Origin of the sequence: Exiguobacterium sp. SH1S1 (assembly GCF_004337245.1) — a bacterium.
Classification (GTDB): domain Bacteria; phylum Bacillota; class Bacilli; order Exiguobacteriales; family Exiguobacteriaceae; genus Exiguobacterium; species Exiguobacterium aurantiacum_A.
The window spans coordinates 43,737-67,478 of record NZ_SJUZ01000007.1 but is presented as its reverse complement, the minus strand read 5'-3'; the positions used below and the strand labels follow the sequence as shown (position 1 = coordinate 67,478).

Annotated in this window: 26 protein-coding genes; 19 read left to right on the top strand and 7 right to left on the bottom strand. The window is 52.1% G+C overall.

Annotated elements, in window-relative coordinates; translation table 11 throughout:
- Positions 1-27 precede the first annotated feature (27 nt).
- A complete protein-coding gene (locus EVJ23_RS12455) occupies positions 28-939 on the bottom strand; it encodes a magnesium transporter CorA family protein (protein ID WP_131466185.1) in 912 nt (303 codons plus the stop codon).
- Between the two features lie 83 nt (positions 940-1,022).
- Between EVJ23_RS12455 and EVJ23_RS12450 the strand changes: the two genes are divergently transcribed.
- Complete coding sequence (locus EVJ23_RS12450) at positions 1,023-1,982, top strand: HD domain-containing protein (RefSeq protein WP_070327873.1); 960 nt, start codon at positions 1,023-1,025, stop codon at positions 1,980-1,982.
- 36 nt (positions 1,983-2,018) lie between these two features.
- Here EVJ23_RS12450 and EVJ23_RS12445 read toward each other — a convergent pair whose 3' ends face one another.
- A complete protein-coding gene (locus tag EVJ23_RS12445) occupies positions 2,019-3,020 on the bottom strand; it encodes a peptidylprolyl isomerase (protein ID WP_131466183.1) in 1,002 nt (333 codons plus the stop codon).
- Positions 3,021-3,171: 151 nt separating this feature from the next.
- Here EVJ23_RS12445 and EVJ23_RS12440 point away from each other — a divergent pair, with 151 nt between their 5' ends.
- Positions 3,172-3,507, top strand: coding sequence for a DUF1878 family protein (locus tag EVJ23_RS12440; RefSeq protein WP_236633775.1), 336 nt, complete (start codon positions 3,172-3,174; stop codon positions 3,505-3,507).
- Here the strand turns inward: EVJ23_RS12440 and EVJ23_RS12435 are convergent.
- Complete coding sequence (locus tag EVJ23_RS12435; RefSeq protein WP_070327870.1) at positions 3,494-4,057, bottom strand: HTH-type transcriptional regulator Hpr; 564 nt, start codon at positions 4,055-4,057, stop codon at positions 3,494-3,496. The genes EVJ23_RS12440 and EVJ23_RS12435 overlap by 14 nt on opposite strands.
- Positions 4,058-4,117: 60 nt before the next feature.
- Positions 4,118-4,474, bottom strand: a complete 357-nt coding sequence (locus EVJ23_RS12430; protein ID WP_236633774.1) for a hypothetical protein — start codon at positions 4,472-4,474, stop codon at positions 4,118-4,120.
- Positions 4,475-4,642: 168 nt separating this feature from the next.
- Here EVJ23_RS12430 and EVJ23_RS12425 point away from each other — a divergent pair, with 168 nt between their 5' ends.
- A complete protein-coding gene (locus tag EVJ23_RS12425; RefSeq protein ID WP_071399216.1) occupies positions 4,643-4,978 on the top strand; it encodes a hypothetical protein in 336 nt (111 codons plus the stop codon).
- A gap of 52 nt (positions 4,979-5,030) precedes the next feature.
- Here the strand turns inward: EVJ23_RS12425 and EVJ23_RS12420 are convergent, their stop codons facing one another.
- Positions 5,031-5,459: an HIT family protein gene (locus EVJ23_RS12420; RefSeq protein WP_201739240.1), complete on the bottom strand. Its 429-nt coding sequence runs from the start codon at positions 5,457-5,459 to the stop codon at positions 5,031-5,033.
- A gap of 132 nt (positions 5,460-5,591) precedes the next feature.
- Between EVJ23_RS12420 and EVJ23_RS12415 the strand changes: the two genes are divergently transcribed.
- Positions 5,592-6,644, top strand: a complete 1,053-nt coding sequence (locus EVJ23_RS12415; protein ID WP_131466177.1) for a hypothetical protein — start codon at positions 5,592-5,594, stop codon at positions 6,642-6,644.
- A gap of 50 nt (positions 6,645-6,694) precedes the next feature.
- On the opposite strand, the gene EVJ23_RS12410 is transcribed toward EVJ23_RS12415, so the two are convergent.
- Positions 6,695-6,949 (bottom strand): GlsB/YeaQ/YmgE family stress response membrane protein, encoded by a 255-nt coding sequence (locus EVJ23_RS12410; RefSeq protein WP_070327866.1) that lies wholly within the window; start codon positions 6,947-6,949, stop codon positions 6,695-6,697.
- 168 nt (positions 6,950-7,117) lie between these two features.
- Between EVJ23_RS12410 and EVJ23_RS12405 the strand changes: the two genes are divergently transcribed.
- Together EVJ23_RS12405 and EVJ23_RS12400 are read left to right on the top strand one after the other, a co-directional pair.
- Complete coding sequence (locus EVJ23_RS12405) at positions 7,118-7,855, top strand: ABC transporter ATP-binding protein (RefSeq protein ID WP_131466175.1); 738 nt, start codon at positions 7,118-7,120, stop codon at positions 7,853-7,855.
- A complete protein-coding gene (locus EVJ23_RS12400; RefSeq protein WP_131466173.1) occupies positions 7,852-8,982 on the top strand; it encodes an ABC transporter permease in 1,131 nt (376 codons plus the stop codon). The genes EVJ23_RS12405 and EVJ23_RS12400 overlap by 4 nt, the downstream gene beginning before the upstream one ends.
- 48 nt (positions 8,983-9,030) lie before the next feature.
- Here EVJ23_RS12400 and EVJ23_RS12395 read toward each other — a convergent pair whose 3' ends face one another.
- Positions 9,031-10,329, bottom strand: a complete 1,299-nt coding sequence (locus tag EVJ23_RS12395) for an ammonium transporter (RefSeq protein WP_131466171.1) — start codon at positions 10,327-10,329, stop codon at positions 9,031-9,033.
- A gap of 128 nt (positions 10,330-10,457) precedes the next feature.
- Between EVJ23_RS12395 and EVJ23_RS12390 the strand changes: the two genes are divergently transcribed.
- The 13 genes from EVJ23_RS12390 (at position 10,458) to EVJ23_RS12330 (ending at position 23,654) form a co-directional block, all read left to right on the top strand.
- On the top strand, positions 10,458-10,763 hold the full coding sequence (locus tag EVJ23_RS12390; RefSeq protein WP_131466169.1) for a MerR family transcriptional regulator: 306 nt from the start codon (positions 10,458-10,460) through the stop codon (positions 10,761-10,763).
- 116 nt (positions 10,764-10,879) lie between these two features.
- Positions 10,880-11,929, top strand: a complete 1,050-nt coding sequence (gene hemE / locus EVJ23_RS12385; protein ID WP_070327861.1) for a uroporphyrinogen decarboxylase — start codon at positions 10,880-10,882, stop codon at positions 11,927-11,929.
- Positions 11,926-12,855, top strand: a complete 930-nt coding sequence (hemH, locus tag EVJ23_RS12380) for a ferrochelatase (RefSeq protein WP_131466167.1) — start codon at positions 11,926-11,928, stop codon at positions 12,853-12,855. The genes hemE and hemH overlap by 4 nt, the downstream gene beginning before the upstream one ends.
- Entirely contained in the window at positions 12,848-14,233 is a 1,386-nt protein-coding gene (hemG, locus tag EVJ23_RS12375) for a protoporphyrinogen oxidase (protein WP_131466165.1), read from the top strand. Before hemH ends, hemG begins: the two co-directional genes overlap by 8 nt.
- An 84-nt stretch (positions 14,234-14,317) precedes the next feature.
- Positions 14,318-15,211: a Cof-type HAD-IIB family hydrolase gene (locus EVJ23_RS12370; RefSeq protein ID WP_071399224.1), complete on the top strand. Its 894-nt coding sequence runs from the start codon at positions 14,318-14,320 to the stop codon at positions 15,209-15,211.
- Positions 15,212-15,282: 71 nt separating this feature from the next.
- The gene (lplA, locus tag EVJ23_RS12365) at positions 15,283-16,272 is read left to right on the top strand and encodes a lipoate--protein ligase (protein WP_131441598.1); all 990 of its coding nucleotides are present in this window, start codon (positions 15,283-15,285) and stop codon (positions 16,270-16,272) included.
- A 155-nt stretch (positions 16,273-16,427) separates the two neighbouring features.
- Positions 16,428-16,901 (top strand): PTS sugar transporter subunit IIA, encoded by a 474-nt coding sequence (locus tag EVJ23_RS12360; protein WP_236633773.1) that lies wholly within the window; start codon positions 16,428-16,430, stop codon positions 16,899-16,901.
- A gap of 103 nt (positions 16,902-17,004) precedes the next feature.
- Positions 17,005-18,549, top strand: a complete 1,545-nt coding sequence (locus tag EVJ23_RS12355) for a long-chain-fatty-acid--CoA ligase (protein ID WP_131466161.1) — start codon at positions 17,005-17,007, stop codon at positions 18,547-18,549.
- A gap of 96 nt (positions 18,550-18,645) precedes the next feature.
- Positions 18,646-18,948 (top strand): metal-sensitive transcriptional regulator, encoded by a 303-nt coding sequence (locus EVJ23_RS12350; RefSeq protein WP_070327854.1) that lies wholly within the window; start codon positions 18,646-18,648, stop codon positions 18,946-18,948.
- 12 nt (positions 18,949-18,960) lie between these two features.
- Positions 18,961-21,072 carry a heavy metal translocating P-type ATPase gene (locus EVJ23_RS12345; protein WP_131466159.1) on the top strand — a complete coding sequence of 704 codons (2,112 nt, stop codon included), beginning with the start codon at positions 18,961-18,963 and terminating at the stop codon, positions 21,070-21,072.
- Positions 21,069-21,275, top strand: a complete 207-nt coding sequence (locus EVJ23_RS12340; protein ID WP_131441594.1) for a cation transporter — start codon at positions 21,069-21,071, stop codon at positions 21,273-21,275. The genes EVJ23_RS12345 and EVJ23_RS12340 overlap by 4 nt, the downstream gene beginning before the upstream one ends.
- A 340-nt stretch (positions 21,276-21,615) precedes the next feature.
- Positions 21,616-22,278, top strand: a complete 663-nt coding sequence (locus EVJ23_RS12335) for a response regulator transcription factor (RefSeq protein ID WP_070327853.1) — start codon at positions 21,616-21,618, stop codon at positions 22,276-22,278.
- A complete protein-coding gene (locus EVJ23_RS12330; RefSeq protein ID WP_131466157.1) occupies positions 22,275-23,654 on the top strand; it encodes a sensor histidine kinase in 1,380 nt (459 codons plus the stop codon). The genes EVJ23_RS12335 and EVJ23_RS12330 overlap by 4 nt, the downstream gene beginning before the upstream one ends.
- Positions 23,655-23,742: the final 88 nt, after the last annotated feature.

The window sequence follows — 23,742 nt, the reverse complement described above, 5'->3', positions numbered from 1 at the left end:
CATTATAGCGAACTTTTGTTCGTTTTTTTACTGTTTTGTTCTCTTCCGCTGTTTTTCCATTTGTTTTTGGTTACGGATTTGATTCGGGAATTGTAACAGAGACCCAATCCAATTTTTTTGTTTTAACCAAGCGTAAACTAAGCCCGTGAAGAGAACGATCATGACCCAAGCGAATAGATAGCCGAGCGGCCATTCGAGTTCTGGCATCTGTTTAAAGTTCATGCCCCAGACGGCACCGAAGGCGACGACCGGTGTCGTCAGCGCCGTGAAGACGGTCAACGCCTTCATGATCTCGTTGCCACGAAAATTTGACAGCGTCGAGGCGAGGTCGGTCAAGGCGATGACATCGCCTTGGTAGTGTTCGATCAACGTCAACAGCCGATCGACACGGTACTCAGCAAGGCGATAAGACTTCAGCTCATTCAACTCTATGTCGAGGAACGCCTCTCGTCCCGCCATCAGTAGCTCGCGGTACGGGACGACCGTATCCGACCAGCGTTCAATCTCGCTCCGCAGCCCAAATATTTCGTTCATGAACTCAGGCGGAACTTGACCGCTCATTTGACGCTGTGCCATCATCAAACGTTCCTCGTATTCATCGATCCCGTGGAAGTAATAATCCATCTTTTCGGCGAGCAGGTCATAGAACGCTGCAATCGGTGTGGCATATTGTTTCGCTGCGACGCTATCGCAATACAAATCATCAAACCCGATCGTCCATAAAAAGTCGCGCGTCACGAAATAGTGACCGATTTTCTGCGGTTCGCGTTCGAGCTGCTCATAGTCGAGCGTGAGCGAACCGTACATATAGTCCTGCTCGACGATGATTTTCGTCACTTTGGCCGTCGTCAGTTGTTCGAGCCAATACGTGTACGCCTCCGTATAGTAGTCGTCAACGTGTACGATTTCCTCAGGTCGTGTGTACCAAGTCCAATTCATCCTTCATTCCCCCAATGTTCTTCTCTCCTCAAGTATTCCCGGTTTACCGAGAAAGTTGGCATCTAGAGCAAACTTTCGTTAAGATGGAAGTACTGACAAGAAGAGAGGTGCTTTCATTGACGACTAAAATCGGTCAGCTCAAAGTGGGCGACACGTTAAACCAATATGTAATGATCAAACAATCATATCGAGGGCTCGCCGGGAACGGGAAGCCTTATCTGACGCTCGTTTTATGCGATGAGAGCGGCGAGATTGAGACGAAGGTGTGGGATAGCGCCGATACCGAGAAGTATGGGACGAAAAAGATCGTCCACGCTTCGGGAGAAGTCATGGACTATCGGGGCCGGACGCAGCTCAAACTGAAGCAGATCTCGATCATCGAAGGGGAGACGGACATCGCACCGTACGTCCGCTCTGCGCCGATCCCGAAGTCGGAGCTCGAGACGACGATCCGGGCGTATATCGACGCGATCAGTCACGAGGGCATGCGGGAACTCGTGACGACGATTGTCGACCGAAACGAAGAGGCATATTTCACGTATCCGGCGGCGGTACGCCATCATCATGCGGTCTATTCAGGGCTCGCGTTCCACGTCATGTCGATGCTCAAACTGGCCGGAACGATGTGTGACTTGTATCCACAGTTGAACCGGGACTTGCTCGTCTCAGGTGTCGTCTTGCACGATTTGGCGAAAGTCATTGAGCTGTCGGACGCGATCACCCCGGAATATACGCTCGAAGGCAAACTGCTCGGTCATTTGTCGCTCATGGCGTCCGAGATCGAGGTCACGGCCCGCGAGCTCGGGACAGATCGTGAAGTCACGACGTTGTTACAACATCTCGTCTTGAGTCACCACGGGAAGCCGGAGTGGGGCTCGGCGAACGCGCCGCAACTTCCGGAGGCGGAAATGCTGTTCTTCATCGACAACATCGATGCGCGGATGAACATGTTCGATAAGGCGTTCGAAGGTGTCGAGCCAGGAACGTTCACAGAACGGCTCATGGCGCTTGATAACCGGGCGTTCTACAAACCGAAGCTATAAAAAAGGCAGGCATCCCGAGGGACGCCTGCCTGTTGCTTATTGTTCTGTCGACTCTTCAGCCGGTGCTTCTTCTGATGTTCCTTCTTCTTCCGCTTTGAGTGCGTCTTTTACTGCGTCGAACTGTGTTGAGGCTTTCGCGTCTTTCACGTCAACGTTGTATTTTTCGATCAACTCAGCGTAGATTTTGTTGGCGTCGACTGAAGCTGCTTTTTCAGTCGCCAATTCTTCACGGATGCGGTCTTTCTCGTCCTCGAGCTTGAGGTCTTTTTCTTTACGGTCTACGACTTTGATGACGTGGAATCCGAATTGTGATTGGACCGGCTCTGAGACTTTACCGACGACATCTTCTTGGAACGCGTATGCTTCGAATTCAGGAACCATGGCGCCGGCTGAGAAGTAACCGAGGTCGCCGCCTTTTTCGCCTGAACCAGTGTCTGTTGATTTTTCTTTCGCGACGTCTGCGAAATCAGCGCCATCGTTGATTTCTTTGATGATGGCTTGCGCTTCTTCTTCCGTCTCGACGAGGATATGGCTCGCCTGGACTTCAACGTTCTCTTTGGCGAATTGTGCTTCGATTTCTTCGTCCGTCACGTCGACGAGTTCAGACTTCGCAGCATCGACGAGCATTTGGCCGCGGAGTGCCTCTTTGAACTCATCCGTGTCTGCCATGCCAGCCTGTTGAATCGCTTGTTCGAACTCTTCTTTCGAATTGAACTGCTCTTCCGTCTTGCTGAACTCTTCGTCGACTTTCTCTTGCTCTACTTTGTCGCCATACTCTTTTTCAAGAAGTGCGTTCATCGTTTCTTGGAAAGCGAGTTGCGGGACCATACGGTCGTAGCTCATGTCCGCGATTTCACCGCGCGTGATTTCGCCACCTTCGAATGAGACAACAGCTGAGTTGTCAGAAGATCCGCCGCTCGTTGCAGCGTACGTACCGCCTACACCGATGAGAAGCGCGATTGCCGATGCGCCGACAAGGGCACCAGTTGAAAACTTTTTGTTTTGTTTGTTTGGTTCATTCGTCATTCCATTTGACATATATTCCACCCCTAAAAATCTATAAGTTTCTATGTTCGACTATACCACATTTTGTTAATCATGACAGCTGTTCGGTTACCTGTGTAGTATCATAGCACAGAAACGTGTCGTATAATGATGAAAGAGAATGTGAAATGATGGGGTGGGAAACGTGTCGCTAGAAGAGAAAGTTAATCAGTTGTCTTTTCAGATGGAGCTGTTGCTCGGACTAGTCGATTGGTCGAGTCGGCCGTTTGAATATGAAGTCATCAAAGCAAACTTGACGAAGGAAGAAGTTGCGGACTTCTATAGACTGCTCGACGAAATCAACAATCAACAAAACGAGCAAAGGCGTTACGGCTTGTCGTCCGTAGAGCCTTTGCTCGTCAGTTTCGTCGGGATGTTGCATCCGTCGTTAGACCCTGGGGTCATTTTGGCGGCGTGCGTCAAACAAGGGATCGCTCTCGAAATCACAGAGCCCCTTTACGCGCACGTCAAGCTTCTTTAGTCAGCTCGTCATCTTCGGGACGACGTCCGGCCTCTTCAGAAATCATTTTTGATGTTTCAGCGAAGATGTCCATGAAGTTGTCGCCGTACAGGCGGCGGACGATGGCCGTGATGTCCGTCAAGTCCGGGAATTTCCCATATAACTCCTGCAACGGGAGCGAGGCACGGAACACACCGTTCTCTTCAGGGTCGAACGCATGAATTGTTTCGAGCAAGAGCGCTTCGCCTTCAGGCGTCAACTGTACATAAGTATTACGTTTGTCCGTTTCTTTTTTAGAGAACGTGAGGAGACCACGATCTTCTAATTTTTTCGAAAAGTTGAACGCGGTCGATACGTGCATCACGCCATATTTCGCAATCTCAGAGATTGAGGCGCCACCGAGTGCGTGGGCGATCCATAAAATATGATGCTCGTTTATGTTCAAATCGAAAGGCTTGATCCAGTTCTGCCAGTCTTTTTCGACCGTCTTCCACAATGCTTTACTGAGCTGAATGATTTTATGACTATAGAGCATGGCCTCAGGGCCAGAGAATTCTTTTTCATGTTCCATCTCAATTCATCCTTTCCGGATACAAAGTGACTAAAACGACGGACGATGCCTAAAGACCGGTCAGTCGGTCTTCTTCGCTTTCGCTTCGGTCATATCTGACTGTACGTTTGAAAGCTCGTTTAGGTTTCCTTGGATCTGCTCGATTGAAGGCTGAATGTCTTGTTGATAGCGTTCGACCTCGGCTTTCACTTGATCCGTCAATTCTTTGCCTTGCAACTTACCAGCCGCCACCACTTGTGAAGCATCTTTGGCAACTTTTTGGAATTGTTCTTTCAACGTAGTGATTGTAGACGCCCGATGCTGATTCGATGCGGCATCGTTGGCTGTTCCACGAGCAATCTTTTTCACTGCCGCCACGCCTAAAAACGCTACGACAAAGCCAAAAGCAACCCACTCGCGACGATTGTGACTCGACAATACATTCCCCTCCTCAAGCACGATAATGCTAGAATACATTCTTTTCATATTATTTTACCAAAAAAGAGAGATTAAAAACCTATATCTCAAATAAAATTTTTCAGAACATTCAATTTTGACCGAAAAATCATTTTATTTTAAAATGAGGTCAAAGGAAGGTGACCTCCAGTGGACAAGCAAAAGCGTTGGTTCGATGACATGCTAGACTTGTACAACGCGGCGAAACAACTGGGAGATGACCCTTGGGCACATAAAATAATGGAAGCACTCGAGGCGGGATACGAAGCGTCAGAACAGAACGAACAGACGCGTAAACAAACTTTGCTTGAAAAGCGACTTTTTGAAATCGACACCCGTCTAAATGAATTAAGAAAAGAGTTCGAACAAGCGGAGTCTGTCAAATCTCGTCAGCAACTGTATGAGCATGCGATCAAATTGCAAATAGAACGGGCACAAATTGAAGAAGAGCGGAAGCGGCACTTCAATTCGATCAACTCGTCATGACACACAAGAAAGCGGACCAGGCTCTCGGAGGAGTCTGGTCCGCTTGTTTCGTTCAAACACGTTGTTTGATTTGAGCCGCGAGCGTGTTCATTTCTTCTGGCGTGTACGCATCGTTATGGGTTTCCCATTTCGCGTCGAAGCCGTCTTCGTGGCTGTAGCGCGGGAGCAAGTGAATATGGAAATGGTACACCGTCTGACCGGCGATTTGTTCGGCGTTCGAGAGGACGTTCATCCCGATCGCGCCCGTTTCGCGTTGAATCGCACTCGCGATTCCCGGTACTGCTTTAAAGACGTCACTTGCGACGTCACTCGGTAGTTCATAAATGTTTTTGGCATGATGTTTCGGGATGACGAGGGTATGGCCTTTCGTCACTTGGGAAATGTCGAGAAAAGCGACGACGTCATCATCTTCGTACACCTTGTAAGAAGGGATGTCGTTGTTGACGATTTTACAAAAGATACAATTGGCATCGGTATGCATCGTATTTCCTCCATTCATGAAATGACTGATCGATTTCATCATAACACGGAAGTTCAGGCGAAAGAATGATTGTCCTCGTTCTCACGTCATCCTACAATAGAAGGACAAGAGAAAGTGATAGGAGTGGAGAGAATGGCTTATGAACGATCGAAGAAGACGATAAGGCAGCGCAAGATTCGCCTCGTCATCGTCCTAGCCGTTTTGCTCGTCTTAGCGACGGGTGCAATCTATATATGGGGCTATAAGCCGGCAGAGGCGAACGCGCAAATCCACGTTCGATTTAAAGAGGCTCTGTTGACGGAAGACGTCGCTTTCTTTGAGCAGACGGTTGAATATGAGACTGAGCCGCTTACGCGTGCCGAGGCACTCCGGTTCATGCGTTGGCTGAACGAAGAGAAGTCGATTCGAGGTGAGGCGATCTCTGAGGTGGCGGCGGACCGCGCCGATGAACGTCAAGGTATGGAGTCAGTCGGGTTGTTCCGCTTGCTTGATACGGGAGACGGCCGGTTCGGCTTTGCGGATTATCGGATTGAGCTGTTACCGCAAACGTTCGTTGCGACGTCAGACGTGCCATTGACGAACATATGGGTCGATGGGACACAAGTAGGCCGGATTGATGCGGCGGGCGACAGCTTGACGGTCGAACGGATGCCAGGCCGGTACGACGTCAAAGCCGTCGCGGTCGTGAACGGGGAGACCGTCACGCGAACGGAGACGGTGACGCTCGTTCGGGAGGAACAGCTCGCTTTCGCGCTACAGCCCGAAGCGAACGAGACGATTGCCGGTCAGTTCGATATCGAGCGGGTCGAGCTGATCGAGATTGAAGTCGAGGCGAGGACCGGGCATTCGCTTGAAACGATTGAGTCGGTTATGAACAAGCGGGAGAAAGCGGTCGTCGAACAGCTCGGTGAACCGCTTGAACGGGACAGCGACGTGTGGCGGTATGACGGCATGGATGTGACATTTGTTAAAAAGAAAGTGAACCAAATCGACATCGATTTGGACAAACGGACGGACGATATGGTCGCACTCCTCGGTGAACCGAATGAACGAATCGAGACAGAGCTTGGGATCGAGTGGCGTTACGATCGCTCACTGTTCGAATCGATTTTCACGTTGCTCGGTCTAGAAACGGATAAACGCTTCATCGAACGCGACGGGGCGATGTATTTACTGTTAAGTTGAACGAAAAAATGGGACCCTCGTGTCGAGGGTCCCATTTTTGTAGCACTTGATTAGCGTTTCTTGTTCATTGATTTCATAACGAACGATACGATCAAGATCAAGATAATCGCACCAAGAAGTGCTGGAATAATCGCGATGTCAGCGATGATCGGTCCGAAATCAGGGAAGATCAATCCGCCAAGCCAAGCACCAATGATACCAGCGATGATGTTACCGATTACGCCGCCTGGTACGTCTTTACCTAAAATAAGACCTGCTAACCAACCGATGATACCCCCGACAATCAAATAAAGAATAAAACCCATGCAAACATTCTCCTCTCTGTTTTGTCCATTGTTCTCAATAACAATTTTATGGAACAATGGAAGTGATGAATAAGTTTTTAAAATGCCTTACAGTAGAGAATATTCCCATGTGACAATTTTTAAAACATATATCACAAAAAAAAGTTGAAAATAAGGGGTGGAGTTTTCATGTTACACGTCGAACACTTGAACGGCGGTTATATAGGTAAACAAGTGCTACATGATGTTTCGTTTGAAGTAAAAAAAGGTGAGCTCGTCGGGCTGATAGGGCTAAACGGTGCCGGGAAATCGACGACGATCAAACATGTTTTAGGATTGCTTGAACCGATTTCGGGATCAGTCGAAGTCGACGGAGAAACGTTGCAATCGTCCGAAAAAAATTATCGCAAGAAAATAAGTTATATACCTGAGACGCCGATTTTGTATGACACGTTGACGTTACGTGAACATTTGTTGTTGATGGGGAAAGCGTACGAGATCGACAGCCGTGACCTCGAGATGCGGACGGAACGATTGGCCCGCGACATGCGTATGGAGAAACAGTTGGACTGGTTCCCATCCGTCTTCTCGAAAGGGATGCGCCAAAAAGCGATGATTCTGAGCGCGCTCGTGACGAAGACGCCGCTCTTGATCGTCGACGAACCGTTCGTCGGTCTCGATCCGCTCGCGATCCGTCAACTGCTCCGCCTGTTTGATGAGTATAAACAAGAGTGTGCGATTCTCATGTCGACGCATATCCTCGAGACGGCGGAACGTCACTGTGACCGGTTCGTGTTTCTCCATCAAGGAGTCGTGATCGCGACCGGTACGGCAGCGCAGTTGCGTGAAAAATATGCGCTCCGTCCTGACGCGACGCTCGATGACATTTATGTCGAGGCGATCGAGGCCGAGGAGCGGGCGCAATGAAGGTGTTTAACGCTCGGTTCAGTAGTTGGATGGAAGAAGTCGTGAAGTATAGCCGCTATGTGGCGAACGGGGGTCTCTTGTTCACGCTCTACTTCACGCTCATTTACGGGGGATTCGTCTACAATCAATTTTTAAACGAACTCGACCCGGCGTTTCCGAGCGAATGGGTCGTCGCGCTCGTGTTCTTGCTCTTGCCACTCGGTCATCGGCCGCGGACGTTGCTTCAAGAAGCGGACCAAGTGTTTTTGTTGCCAGAGCTCGGTGATATCCGTTCGTATATGAACGGGATCCGTCTGTTCAACGTCGTGTTCGCGAGCGTTCGGGCGCTCGTCGCCATGCTCGTCGTCTTGCCGCTCATCGTCCGGACGCAAGCGCTCACGCCGGCAGAAGTAGGCGCCATCGTCGCAGCGAGCGTGTTGCTTTCGGCAGCGGGTCGCCTCGCAAAGCTCGAATTGGTCTCAAACGTGGTGCTCTTCAGTGCGCTCGCGAGTGGAGTCATCATGATTTTCGGTGTCCCGTTATTGACGCCGGTGCCGGCGCTTGTCGCGCTTGTCTTGCTTCATCTAAGACGACACGACCGCATCCCGCTCCTTGATTGGCTCACGCTCGAGCAGAAGAGCAAGGCGCAGTTCGACCGTGTCATCAGTTGGTTCGTCGACTTGCCGGCGATGCGGGAGGAAGTGAAGGAGAGAAGTATCATCGTGCGAGCGCTCGAGCGTTCGGTGCTCAGACGCGCGGATGCCGCGCGTTATGTCTATGGCTTACGCGTCATCCGTTCGAAAGACTCGCTCGACCTCGTGTTCCGCCTTTCTGTCGTGGCGTTCATCGTCATGTGGTTGTCGGGTGGCTGGTATGTCGGCTTGGTCGTCCCGCTGTTCGTCGGTTTGACGGCACTCCAACTCGTGCCGCTCTTCAAACGACTCGATACGATGTCGATCGCTTCATGGTTGCCGATCACGCGTCTTGAACGGTTGGTGGGTTACAAATGGTGGATGAACCGCTTGCTGATTGGTCAGTTGGTCGTCCTGACGGTTGGGTCGGTCGCGTTCGGTGCTAGAGTTGACGCGGTCGCGGGAGTCGTGCTCGGCTATCTTGTCATCCGTTACTATTTAGGGCGGTTGAAATGAATAAGGGACACCCTTCCACGCGCGTGAAGGGTGTCCCTTTGACTGCTGTTATTTTTTTGGTGACATGACCGACACGCTCGAGCCGAGAATCTTCGGCAGACGAGCCGGAGTGTCAGTTTCCGCATCGATTTCACCGTACGCCGATACACCGTGCTCGGCGATATCGAGTCCGACGTCTTCTTGCTCCTCAGTGACACGGAGACCGATCGTCACGTCGAGTAGTTTTAAGAAGACATAGCTTCCGCCTCCGGCGATGACCATTGCGATCAAGACACCAAGCGCCTGGACGCCGAGTTGTGACAAACCGCCACCGTAGAAGAGGCCGGCCGAACCGATGCCGGTGATCTCGACGAGACGCGGTGATGCGAAGAACCCGAGTGCGAGTGTTCCGATGATGCCAGCGACACCGTGGACTGAGAAGGCACAGAGTGGGTCATCGATATACTTCGCCATGAGGATGCTCGTGCCGTATGTTGCGATGGAAGCGAGGGCGCCGATGACGACAGCGGCCCATGGTTCGACAAAGGCACAAGCGGCTGTGATGGCGACGAGCGCCCCGAGGACACCGTTGACGACTGAAGGGATGTCGGCCGTCTTTTTGTGGATCATGACGATGGCGAGCGCGCCGAGCGCACCGGCAGCCGTAGCGAGCATCGTCGTAAGTGCGACATAACCGAAGAATCCGTCAGCGACCGACATCGTCGATCCTGCGTTGAATCCGAACCAACAGAGCCAAAGGACGAGTCCGCCGACGACCGTCAAGACGTGGTTATGACCGGCGAGTGATTCTGTTTTCCGTCGTGGTTTCAAGATGATCGTCGCCATGAGGGCGGCCATCCCACCTTGAAGATGGACGACGGCTGAGCCTGCGAAGTCCTGCATCCCCATTGAGCCAAGGAGTCCACCCGCCCAAACCGAGCGAGCGACGATCGGATAGAGAATGGCGACGAAGAAGATACCGAATAAGACGTAAGCCGACAGTTTAGCCCGTTCCGCAAATCCGCCCCAAGCGATTGCGAGCGCAACGGCGACGAATGACAATTGGAACAAGAATTTAATGTCGAGCGAGACGTTGGCCCAATCGAGGCTCGTGAACGATCCGTTTAAAAAGAATCCTTCAGTCCCGAACCAGCGGGTACCATTCCCGAATGAGAGGCCGAACCCGACGGCCCAAAAGGCGAGTGCCGCCACAGAGAGGCTGATGATTTGTTTGACAGCGACATGCCCGGCGTTTTTAGCCCGGAGCGTCCCAGTCTCGAGTAAGCCGAAACCAAGTTGCATCGTCAAGACGAGCAGTGCAGCGATGAGTACGAACAGCGTGTCCATATAATACATAATTTCTTCCATGTTGCGATTCCTCCTTTTAGCAAGTGTGATTTCAAAAGTTGGTTTCAGTTTAAGACGAAATGAACGGGTTGGATTGCAATTTGTCAGATTATCTGACATAGTTTTTTTGAGAAGGGAGATGGCGGACGATGGACTACAAGTCGAAGAAAGTGATTGGAATGGGCGTTATTACCGAACTGACCGGGCTTTCTGAACGACAAGTGCGCTATTATGAGGCGAAAGGACTCGTCTTCCCGGAGCGGACAAAGGGAGGCTCACGTAAATATTCTTTCCATGACGTCGAGCGGTTGATCGACGTGGCGTCAAAACTTGAGGACGGATGGCGGATTCAAGACATTAAAGAGCGCGAAAAACGTCTATCGACGAAACAGCGTGATGATTTGATCCGGGGTCAGCTCAATTCGGCGTTCCGCACGTATCCGACAAAGAAATGACACAATGAAAACACAATGAAAATGCTTCACATTAGCATTATTCTAATTAATTTCTGTATAATGTTTTTGAGTTCACATACCTATAGAAGAAGAGTGTAGGAGAATTATAGAGGGGAATGACGCGACGTATGAACGATACTATTTTGAAGGCGTTTCGAGGAGAGGCGACAGACTATGTGCCGGTCTGGTATATGCGCCAAGCCGGACGCTACCAACCAGAATATCGTGAGATCAAGAAAACGAGGACGTTGTTCGAAATCACACACGATTCAGAACTATGCGCCTACGTGACGGAACTCCCGGTCAAGCAACTCGGAGTCGACGCGGCCATTCTGTACAAAGATATTATGACGCCACTCCCGTCGATGGGCGTCAATGTAGAAATTAAGAGCGGGATTGGCCCGGTCATCGATAATCCGTATCGGACGATGGAGGACGTCGAGCGCTTAAAACCGCTGAATGTTGACGACATCTCGTACGTGCTCGAGACGATCCGTTTGCTTCGAGAGCGTCTTGAAGTGCCGCTCATCGGATTCTCGGGAGCACCGTTCACGCTTGCGAGCTATATGATTGAAGGCGGTCCATCGAAAAGCTATCATCGGACGAAAGCACTCATGTATGCTGAGCCGGACGTTTGGAACGCGCTCATGGACAAACTTGGAGACATGGTCATCACGTACGCCAAAGCGCAAGCCGAGGCCGGTATCCAAGCGTTCCAATTGTTCGATTCATGGGTCGGGACGCTCAGCCGCAAAGATTATGTCCGTTACATTAAACCGACGACTGAGCGCATCTTCACTGAATTGCGCACACTCGACATCCCGCTCATCATGCACGGTGTCGGAGCGAGCCATCTTGTAGAAGAATGGCAAGATCAGCCAATCGACGTCGTCGGGCTCGACTGGCGCTTGTCGGTTCAAGAAGCGCGCGATCGCGGCATTACGAAAGCGGTGCAAGGAAACTTGGACCCGTCGTTCTTGCTGGCACCATGGCCGGTCATCGAGGAGAAAGTGAAAGAAATCCTCGATGAAGGGATGAAACAACCGGGCTACGTCTTCAACTTGGGACATGGGGTGTTCCCAGAAGTCGACCCGGCCGTACTCGTCAAATTGACGGCATTTATCCATGACTATTCACGTGAAAAAATGGGAGGCAAATCATCATGAAAACAGTCGGATTACTCGTAATGGCTTATGGAACACCATATAAACCGGAAGACATTGAACGATATTATACGCACATCCGTTACGGACGCAAGCCGGCACCGGAAGCGCTCCAAGACTTGACGGAACGCTATGAGGCGATCGGGGGCGTATCTCCGCTCGCGAAGGTCACGATCGACCAAGCGGAGACGCTTCGAGACATTTTGAACGAGCGTCACGCTGGTGAAATCGACTTCAAATTATATATCGGTCTCAAGCACATCGAACCGTTCGTCGAGGATGCGGTCGCGCAAATGGCGAACGACGGCATTAAAGAAGCGGTCTCAGTCGTTCTTGCCCCTCATTATTCGTCATATAGCGTCAAGTCTTACAACGGACGCGCCCATGAAGAAGCGGCGAAATACGACATCGAGATCCGTTCGGTCGAGTCGTGGTACGATGAGCCGAAATTTATCAATTGGTGGGCTGAAGCGATCAAAGAGACGTTCGCGAACTTGCCGGTCCCAGCCGAAAAGGCATGCTTGATCGTGTCGGCGCATAGCTTGCCAGAGAAGATTTTGGCTGGTGGCGACCCGTACCCGGATCAGTTGAAAGAGACGGCAGATAAGATCGCGCAAGCTGCTGGTGTCATCAACTATGAGGTCGGTTGGCAGTCTGAAGGCAACACGCCGGATCCTTGGATCGGGCCGGACGTCCAAGATTTGACGGCTGAACTTCACGAAAAACATGGCTACGAGGCGTTCGTCTATACGCCGGTCGGTTTCGTCGCTGACCACCTTGAAGTGCTCTTCGACAACGACGTGGAATGTAAAGTCGTTTGTGACCGCCTTGGCGTTCACTACGCACGTCCAAACATGCCAAACGCAGAGCGGAGCTTCATCGAAGCCGTCGCAGATCGGATGGAAAGCGTGATCGTGCATCATGCGTAATTTGACGATTGTCGGTGGTGGGATCACAGGTCTCACCGCCGCTTTTTATGCCGAGCGTTATTTGCCGGAAGACGTGTCGATCACGCTGTTAGAGGCCAATGACCGGTTGGGCGGAAAAATCGATACGTTTGAGACCGGTGAATTTGCAGTCGAGCGCGGCCCCGACTCTTACGTGTTCAGGAAGACGGCGATGACCGAGTTGATCCATGACGTCGGTCTCGGGGACGAGCTCGTCCGGAACGGGGTCGGCCAAGCGTACGTCTTGCATCATGACGGGTTACATCCGATCCCGAAACAGACGGTGATGGGCATCCCGCTCGACGTCGACGCGTTCAAGCAGACGTCGCTCTTGTCAGAAGACGAGCACGCGGCATTGCGGGCCATACTGTTGTCGCCCCCAGACATCATTCCCCCAGAGACGGACGTCTCACTTGGCCTCTATCTTCGAGAACGGGTCGGAGATCCGATTGTCGACCGATTGATCGAGCCGCTATTGTCGGGTATTTATGCCGGCGATATCGACAAGATGAGTGCGCTGTCGACGTTCCCGCAGTTTATCGAAGGTGAGAAGAAGTACGGCAGTCTATATGAAGGGATGCGCCATCTTCGTCCCGAACAGCGTGTCGCTGAAGTCGGCGCGAAGAAAGTCGGACAGTTCGCTTCGCTCCGGCGAGGTTTGAAGTCGCTGACGGACCGTCTCGCGGAACGGCTCGAGCGGACAGAGGTCATCTTGAACTGTTCGGTCGAACAAGTCGAGGAGATGGAGACAGGCTATCGTCTGCTCACGAATCGTGGCGATATGGATTCAGAGCGTCTCGTACTGACGGTCCCGCCGCGTCTCATTCGTCAGTTCTTACCGAAAGTCGACAGTGATTTCTTGGCCGATATGAAGCCGCATGCGACCGCGACGTGCTCACTCGTCTTTAAAGAGACAGACATCGAGCTCCCGTTCGTCGGTACGGGCTTCGTCACGAGCCAAGAAGCGGACGTGATGATCACGGCGTGTACGTTCATCGATCAAAAATGGCCACACGCCGTGCCGGACGGCTATCACGTTCTCCGTGTCTTCCTCGGTCGTCCGGGTGCTGACGAGATCGTCGATGCACCGGATGAGGACATCGTGGCGACAGCGCTCCGTGACTTGGGCGGTTTGATGAACATCAAAGCCGCACCGCTCCAGGCGGTCGTCAGCCGGCTACGGGACGGATTGCCGCCGTACGCGGTCTTCCACGCCGACCGGGTGCGAGCGCTTCGGGCCGAGATGAGCCGAGTTTATCCGGGCGTGCTGCTCGCGGGGATCGCCTACGACGGGATCGGCATGCCGGACTGTATTAAGAGCGTCCACGAGCAGATCAAACAGTTAGCAGAACTTGGTTAAGGATTTGTGAAGAGAGGTGTCGGATTTTTCCGTCGGCCTCTCTTTTTGTTATAGTTAGAAGCGAAAGAGAAAAAGAGGGAGTGGATGTTGATGACAACGTATAAACTGTTCGTATCCGATATGGATGGCACGATTCTGCACAACCACACAAAAATCGCACCGGAGACGGCTGAAATCGTCCGCGCCGCCGAAGAACAAGGGATTCGCTTTGCGATTGCGACGGGACGCAATTACTTCAACGCGAAAGAGATTCTCGATGAAGCCGGTCTCACGTGCCCGATCGTCTCGTCAAACGGGGGCCGCGTCTTGACAGAAACGGGAGAAGTGCTCCATGAAATCGATTTGACGGTTGAAGAAGCGCTCGAAGTCGTGTCGGTGCTTCATCAAGACCATAAGTATTCAGACATTTTCTACGAGATGTATTCGGAAGCGGGACTTGTCGCAAGTCGCCTCGATTTGATCGATGCGACGATGGAAAACTTGAAGCAAAACGGTGACGACCGGTCGCTCGAGATGTATGAGTTCTTCCGGAAGCGTTATTACGTCAACGAAGACGTCCGTCTCGTCGAGGATATCGAGGACTTCATCAAAAACGAGGCTGGTCGCGTCTATAAATTCATCGCGTTCTCAAGTCATTTTGAGAAGATGTCATCACTATGGACTGAAATCGATGAGCGTGTCGACGGGGTATACGTCACGTCATCAGGGAACGACAACATCGAAGTGATGGCGAACGGGGCCGACAAAGGTCACGGCGTCAAAAAATTAGCCGAGCACTTCGGTGTCGATTTGTCAGAAGTCGTCGTCATCGGTGACAACTTGAACGACGTGCCGATGTTTGAAGTCGCCGGCAAAGCGATCGCGATGGGCAACAGTCACGACGACTTGATCGCGATCAGCCACCACGTCACGGAACGTCATGATGAGTACGGCGTCGCGAACGCGCTGAAGCGCATTATGAGCGGTGAGTGGAAGTAAACAAGTTGTAGAGCGGGTGATTCGTCTCGTATAATACAACTAACGAACATCCGATTAGGAGGAAACCGACTGTGAAATTTATCTTTAACCCGGACATCCGGGACCCAAAACTCAACTTGGCGGTCGAGGAGTATATCCTCAAGCATTTGAACGTCGAGCATGAGGACTACTTCTTGTTCTACATTAACGGCCCGTCGATCATCATCGGCAAAAACCAGAACACGTCAGAAGAAGTCAACTTAAAGTATATCGAAGAGAACGGGATCGACGTCGTCCGTCGCTTGTCTGGCGGCGGTGCCGTCTATCACGACGAAGGCAACTTGAACTTCAGCTTCATCACGAAAGATGACGGCAATTCGTTCAACAACTACAAAAAGTTCACACAGCCGATCGTCGATGCGCTCAAACAACTCGGTGTCGAAGCAGAATTGACCGGTCGTAACGATATTCAAGTCGGCGAACGGAAAATCAGCGGGAACGCCCAATTCACGACGCGCGGTCGCATGTTCAGCCACGGGACGCTCATGTTCAACTCGAACATCGAGGAAGTCGTCAACTCGCTCAACGTCTCGGAAGAGAAGATGCGCTCAAAAGGCATCAAGTCGGTCCGGAGCCGGGTCGCCAACATCACGGAATTTTTAGAGGAAGAGATGGAGATGGAACGGTTCGTCGAGGCGCTCCTCCACTCGATCTATGATGGTCAAGACCCGGAACGTTACGTGCTCCGTGACGAGGACTGGGAAATCGTTCAAGACATCTCGAAAGAACGCTACGCGAACTGGGACTGGAACTTCGGGAAGTCACCGAAGTTCGACGTCGAATCGAAGCGTCGTTTCCCGATCGGCACAATTGACGTTCGTTTGAACGTCAATAAAGGGACGATCACAGAAGCGAAAATCTACGGCGACTTCTTTGGCGTCGGTGATATCCACGACGTCGAGCAAGCACTCGTCGGGACGCGATTCGAACGAGCCGCGATTCGGGAACAATTGTCACACCTCGACGTCAAGCATTACTTCGGTAACGTCGACTTAGAAGAACTGGTCGATCTCATTAGCTGAGGCGATTTTGCAGGAGGATGGTCTGTTTCAGAGACCATCCTTTTTGGCGTTTTCGTGAAACCTTGTGTGTAGCGTTGCGAGTCGTTGCGGGAAGGCGTATCATAATCAGTGCAAGCGCTTTCGTTAATGGAGATGAGCCAATAGGAGGAATGAAGATGTGCCGTTTCATCACAGAATGGATGGACACGAACTGGATGTGGGTGACCGATCAACCGACGTTCGAGCGAGCCATGCTCGCGATTGGTCTTGAGCTAGAAGGAAAAGGGATAGTCGATGATACGTTTGCGCAAGTCATCATCGAACAGGAGCGCACGATCCCGTCCGGAGTGACGGACGTCGCCATCCCGGTCGCTGTCATCGACGTGCCGAACCAGGTCTCAAAGCGCGATGGCATCACGCTGCTCCACTTGAACCGTCCGTTCGACGTGCGGACGATCGCCGGGGAATCGGTCTGTGCAGAAATGATCTTTATCATCACAGCGACGACTGACGAGAAGAAACAGATGTTTCATAAGTTGATCGATGATCTGCTCATGGACGACGAAGCGTTGCAAGCGCTCGTTCACGTCCAAAGCCGGTCCGGACTATATCATTTACAGATGATGGATTTGAAAGCGTTTTCTTCCTGAGATGTTTCATGTACAATAGAGATAACTGAAAAAGAGCGCGGTTGCCGTGCTCTTTTTTACGGCTCAAGAGTGAATCGTCATTCATTTCTAAAGGGGGATTACCATGGCAAACTTAGTCACAGCGTTACAAGGGGTTGTGGCCGCGCATCCAAATAAGGCGGCCTACGTGTTCGGGGAGGACACGGTCAGCTACGAACAGTTTTTCGGACAAGTCCAAGCGATGGCATCGACGCTTGAACAGAAGGGGATCGACAGAGGGGACCACGTCGCGCTCGTCCTCGGGAATAGCCCGGCGTTCTTGATTTCTTATTTTGCGGTCCTCGCGCGAGGGGGAATCGTCATTCCGATCAACCCTACATATACGCCGGACGAGATGGCTTACATTTTACTCGATGGAGACGTGAAAGCGATCGTCGCCTTGTCGCCGCTCGTCGCGCAAGCCGAAACGGCGCTCACGAACTTGCCGCAGTTGAAGCTTGTCATCTCGGTACCGTATGCGGAGGTGCCCGCAATCGAGCGCACAGGGGATATCGAATTTATGCCGTTTTCAAAAGCGTTCGCCTCGGGCGTGACGGCGCTAGTCGAGGTCGATGAACAAGACGTCGCCGTCATCTTATATACGAGCGGGACGACAGGTAAACCTAAGGGAGCGCTGTTGACCCACCTCAACTTGTTCTCGAACGCACACTCAATCGGAGAATATCTCGAGATCACACCGGACGATAAGGCGCTCGCGGCGCTGCCGATGTTCCACGTCTTCTGTTTGACAGTCATCGTCAATGCGCCGCTCTTGCGCGGGGCGACGATCATCATCTTGCCGAAGTTCTCGCCGCAAGACGTATTCGATCTCATTCCGAAGCATCAGGTCAGCATTTTTGCCGGTGTGCCGACGATGTACAACTTCTTGTTACAAACGGCGCTGAAAGTACCGGCTTACGCGTCGGCGCTCAAGCACGTCCGCGTCTTCGTCTCGGGCGGGGCGAGCTTACCGGTCCAACTGCTCGAATCGTTTGAACAAAAGTTCGAGTGTAAGATCCTCGAAGGATATGGCCTGTCAGAGGCGTCGCCGGTCACTTGTTTCAACCCGCTCCACGGAGAACGGAAAGCGGGATCGATCGGTCCGTCGATCATCCACGTCGAGAACAAAATCGTCGACGAGCTCGGTGAAGAAGTCGGTGTCGGCGAAGTCGGGGAACTGATCGTCCGCGGTCCGAACGTCATGAAAGGCTATTACAAACTGCCTGAGGAGACGTCGATGACGCTTCGGGACGGCTGGCTCTACACGGGCGACTTGGCGAAACGTGACGAGGACGGATATTTTTACATCGTCGACCGGAAAAAGGATATGGTCATCGTCGGTGGTTATAACGTCTACCCGCGGGAAGTCGAAGAAGTGTTATACCAACACCCGGGTATCGTCGAGGCTGCCGTCATTGGCGTGCCGGATGCCGAGCAAGGTGAAGCGGTGAAGGCGTTTATCGTCACCCGCGATGAGCTGTCGGTCGACGAGATCCGCGCGTTCGCAGCGACGAAACTTGCCAAGTATAAACAGCCGAGCCACATCGAGATCATCGATGAGTTACCGCGAAATACGACCGGTAAGATTTTGCGGACGGTTTTGAAAAGCGAAGCGTTTCAACGCAACTGAATCAAGCAAGGGCGACACACAATTGTCGCTCTTTTTTTATTTCATACGTTTGACACCATTACGGGGTAGGGGTATATTAGACGTGAGGTGATAACAATGGATGAATTCTTGCACGAACAGCCGCTCGTCCCGCGCGAAGACGCCGAGCGAGTTGCGCTCAGTAAGCGGCTGCGCCGGATCGAAGGCCAAGTCCGTGGGATTCAAAAGATGGTCGAGAGCGACCGATATTGCGTCGATATCTTGACGCAGACGTCGGCTATTCAAGCCGCGTTAAAGCAAGTCGAGATGCAGCTGCTTGAGCGTCATATGCGTAAATGCTTGGTCCATGCGAGTGAAACGGAAGATATGGATCCATACATTGACGAATTGATGACAATTGTCAGCCGCATTAAAAAGTAAGGAGGTGCTCGTATGAAGACTGTCGAACTGTCGATTCAAGGAATGACATGCGCCGCATGCTCAGCCCGAATCGAGAAAGTATTGAATAAGATGGACGGGGTCGATGCGACCGTCAATTTGCCGCTCGAGACGGCGACAATTCGCGTCGAGGACGGCATCACCGAAGAGGAGCTGATCGCCCGGATCGAGAAGATCGGCTACGGGGCGGAACGAAAAGTCGAGCTCACACCGAAACATGACCTCCGCCCACTAGAACGGAAAGTGCTCATTTCGGCGCTTCTTTCGGCGCCGCTCTTACTCGTCATGATTACCCATATCCCTGGGTTAATGTTCCATGCCGATTGGCTCATGAACCCGTGGTGGCAATTCGCGCTCGCGACACCGGTCCAGTTTTGGATTGGGGCCCAGTTTTATCAAGGGGCGTATAAGAGCCTGAAGAGCGGGGCGGCCAATATGGACGTCCTCGTCGCGACGGGGACATCCGCCGCCTACTTCTATTCCGTGTTCGAAATGCTCGTCCATCCGATGAATCCGTCCCTTTACTTCGAGACGAGCGCTGTGTTGATCACGCTCGTATTGCTCGGGAAATGGTTGGAGGCACGGGCGAAAGAAAAAACGACAGATGCGCTCAAATCGCTTCTGTCGCTGCAGGCGAAAGAAGCAATCTTACTCGTCGACGGGGAAGAACGGTCGGTGGCGATCGACCTTGTCAACGTCGGCGACGTGATCGTCGTCCGTCCAGGTGAGAAAGTGCCGGTCGACGGTAAGATCGTTGAAGGTGAGACGGTCATTGATGAATCGATGCTGACCGGCGAATCGATCCCGTCTGAAAAAGGCGTCGGTTTTGATGTCGTCGGTGGGACGATCAATCGAACACACCGCTTCTTGATGGCGGCAGAGCGTGTCGGCAACGAGACGATGCTTGCGCAAATCGTCCGTGTCGTCGAACAGGCACAAACGGATAAAGCACCGATTCAACGGCAGGCCGACCGAATCTCTGGCGTGTTCGTACCGATCGTCGTCGCCATCAGTGCCGTCACGTTCGCCGTTTGGTTGTTTGGGTTTAATGATCTCGATATGGCGATTCGGTCTTCAATCGCCGTCCTCGTCATCGCTTGTCCGTGTGCGCTCGGACTTGCGACCCCGACATCGATCATGGTCGGGACCGGCCGTGCGGCTGAACAAGGCGTCCTCTTTAAAGGGGGCGGTCAACTCGAATCATTGAACGGTGTCGATATCGTCGTGTTCGATAAGACGGGGACGCTCACGAACGGGACGCCTGAAGTCGTGGCGACGTTCGGGGACGAGTCGTTTTTACAACGGGCGGTCATGGCCGAACGTCAGTCGACGCATCCACTTGCGGAAGCGATCGGACGCGGCGCCGGCGTCGGGCACGTGGAACGGGTCGAAGAGTTATCGGGCCGAGGATTGAAAGCGGTCGTTGATGGGAAAGAGCTTCTTATCGGTTCGGTCCGGATGATGCGCGAGGCCGGATTCACGTTGCCTGATTGGGACATGCAAGCGATGACGCCGGTTTACGTGGCGAGTGAATCTGAAGTCGTGGCGGCGTTCGGTCTTCAAGACCGGTTGAAAGAAGGTAGCCGGGCTGTCGTGCAACGACTTGCGACGACGAGACAAGTGTATGTCTTGACGGGAGACCGAAAAGAAGTCGCGCTCGACGTGGCGCGTGAACTAGGCATCGCTGAAACGAACGTCATTGCCGAGGTGTTGCCCGTCGAGAAGGCAGACCACATCGAGGCACTGAAACAACGTGGCCGCGTCGCCATGGTCGGTGACGGGATGAACGATGCGCCTGCGCTCGCCGTCGCGGACGTCGGTATCGCCTTCGGCAGCGGGACGGACGTCGCTTTAGAAGCGGCGGACGTGACGATCATGGGTCGAGATATCGAAGGCGTGGATCGGGCGATCGAGATGAGTGCGCTCACGATGCGAAACATCCGTCAAAACCTATTTTGGGCGCTCGCCTATAATAGCTTCGGTATACCGATTGCCGCGGCCGGTTTGCTCGCTCCATGGATTGCTGGGGCAGCGATGGCGTTCAGTTCGGTTTCGGTCGTATTGAACGCACTGCGATTAAAAAAACAAGGAGGACATTCCAAATGAATGAAACAGTCTTGAAAGTAGAAGGTATGACATGTAACCATTGCAAGGCAGCGGTTGAAGGGGCTTTGACCGAGTTAGAAGGCGTCGAGTCGGCCATCGTCTCGTTACAAGATCATCGAGTCGATGTCATCCATAACGATAAGATTTCCGTCAAAGTGATGATCGAAGCTATCGAAGAACAAGGTTACGACGTCAACGCATAACGACCGAATCCCGCCTGTGAGGCGGGATTTTTTTGTGATGTTCTCATGCTAAAAACTATGATATAGTATAGATGATAATGAGAATCGGTATCAGCGGGAAGGTGGGGTTACGATGGAACTCGTCATGATCAGCGGCGTGTTGGCGTTACTTAGTGGGGGGACGGCCTTCCTCGCTCAACAATTGCGGACACGGTCGACACGGTAAGGAGGGGAAACCCTTCTTTTTTTCGTTAACTTACGCGATTGACGGTACATCCAGCCGGTTCAAAACGAGTGATTTCCCATCATTCGTCGACAATTGTTTGATATGATGTTAAAAAATGCTGCAGAGGTGACTAAAATGTACACGATCTATTTAGTCGATGATGAGGTCAATTTAAACAAAATGCTCGTCACGTATTTAGAGCAAGAAGGCTACCAAGTCCGTTCGTTCACGGATGGTGTATCAGCCCAAGCCGCGATTCAAGACGAACCTGACTTATGGGTGCTCGATATTATGCTGCCGGACCTCGATGGCTTTCAGTTGTTGAAGCAAATCAAGGCGACGAACGCCAATACACCGACGATCTTCATTTCGGCCCGTGATGAGGACATCGATAAAATCATCGGACTGGAGATGGGTTCGGATGACTACATCGCCAAACCGTTCTTACCGCGCGAGCTCGTCATCCGGGTCAAAAAATTGATCGATCGGGTGTACGGGTCGAAATCGAACGAACATATCGAGTATGGGGAATACACGATTTATCCGGACAAACGACTGATCAAGCATGCTGCGGATGATATCGATTTGACGTCCAAAGAGTTCGATTTATTGTTGCTCTTCCTCGAACATCCGGGATCGGCGCTGTCGCGTGAGCAAATATTAGAAGGCGTTTGGGGTCGCGACTATTTCGGCTCAGACCGTGTCGTCGATGACTTGGTCCGACGCTTACGGAAGAAGTTGCACCGACTCGAACTTGAGACGCTGTATGGGATCGGTTATCGACTCGTTAAGCCATGAGACTTCACGATCTTAAGCCGAAACGGCTCATGTGGAAAATATGGGTATTGATTTTGCTCATCATCGTCACCTTGGCGTTGATGATTTTGTTGACGATCCGCTCCTCGATCACGCAGTTCATCGATGAACAAGTGTATGAGACGCTTCAAGATGTCGATTATTACCTCGGAAATACGAACGAGCTCGAAAATATTCCGAGCAACCCGATCGAGTACGATCGGCGTCAACAAGAATCACGTTCGGTCAATCAGCTTATCTTTTTGCCGAACGGACGCATCATTTACGGCTCGGCCCCGCTCGAGCTGACGAATCGGATGTATCAAGAGGCGCTCGAACAGACGAGCGAGGTCGCCAAATATCAGACGACGATCGATGGGGAAGACGTCTACTATACGATTCGTCAAAACGAATATGACGGTGCCCTCATCTACCAGGCGTCTTACGCCTGGGACGCTTATCGCCGTGAGCTCGTCTCGACATTGTTCTGGCGTATCTCGATTTTAATTGGTGTCATCAGCCTCCTATCACTCATCCCGGCCCTTTGGATGTCGAGAGAGTTGACGAAGCCGATCGTCGAGATGGAACGGGCCGTTGAGAAAATATCGAACCGCCAATGGGAGACGGTGTTACCACTCGCCAGGGAAGACGAGCTCGGACAATTGGCGCGGTCGATCGACGCGATGCGCCAAGAACTGCAAGAGCAAGATTTGGCGCAACAGGCGCTCTTACAAAACATCTCTCACGATTTGAAGACGCCGATCATGGTCATTCGCGGCTATGCCCAGTCGATCGGGGACGGCATCTATCCGACCGGAGACTTGAAAGGGTCGGCCGAAGTCATTGATGAAGAAGCATCGCGTCTCGAGAAAAAAGTGGTCGACTTGTTATACGTCACCAAGTTGGAGTATTTCAAAGGGCAGGAGATGAAGCTCGATCCGATCAACCTCGATAAGTTGGTCGAACTGCTCATCGACCGCTTCAAGCTCCGAGGTAACCTCGAGTGGACGTTGACCGGATACGCGGGCGAGATGCTCGGTGACGGGGAACAGGTTCGGGTCGCGCTCGAAAACGTGCTCGACAATGCGATTCGTTACGCCGAGTCGACGATTCAGGTCGAGCTCGAACGAACGGATGCAGGAATCGACATCGTCATCAAAAACGATGGACCGTCAGTCGATGAAAACCTTGACCTGTTCCATCAATTCTCCCGTGGGAAGCAAGGCAAGTTCGGTCTTGGCTTGTTTATCGTCCAACGCATCGTGACCCTCCATGGAGGGTCCGTTACCTTGGGTAATACGAACGACGGAGTTGCTGTCCAATTCCACTTCCCCCACCTGAAAGACACACAAAAATTAAAAACGGATGACAGATTTTAAAAACCAGCCTGCGAACGGCTGGTTTTTTTAGTGGGAAATGTCGACGAGCCGTTTGCACACGTTTAAGGAACTTGTTATGAATAACGTG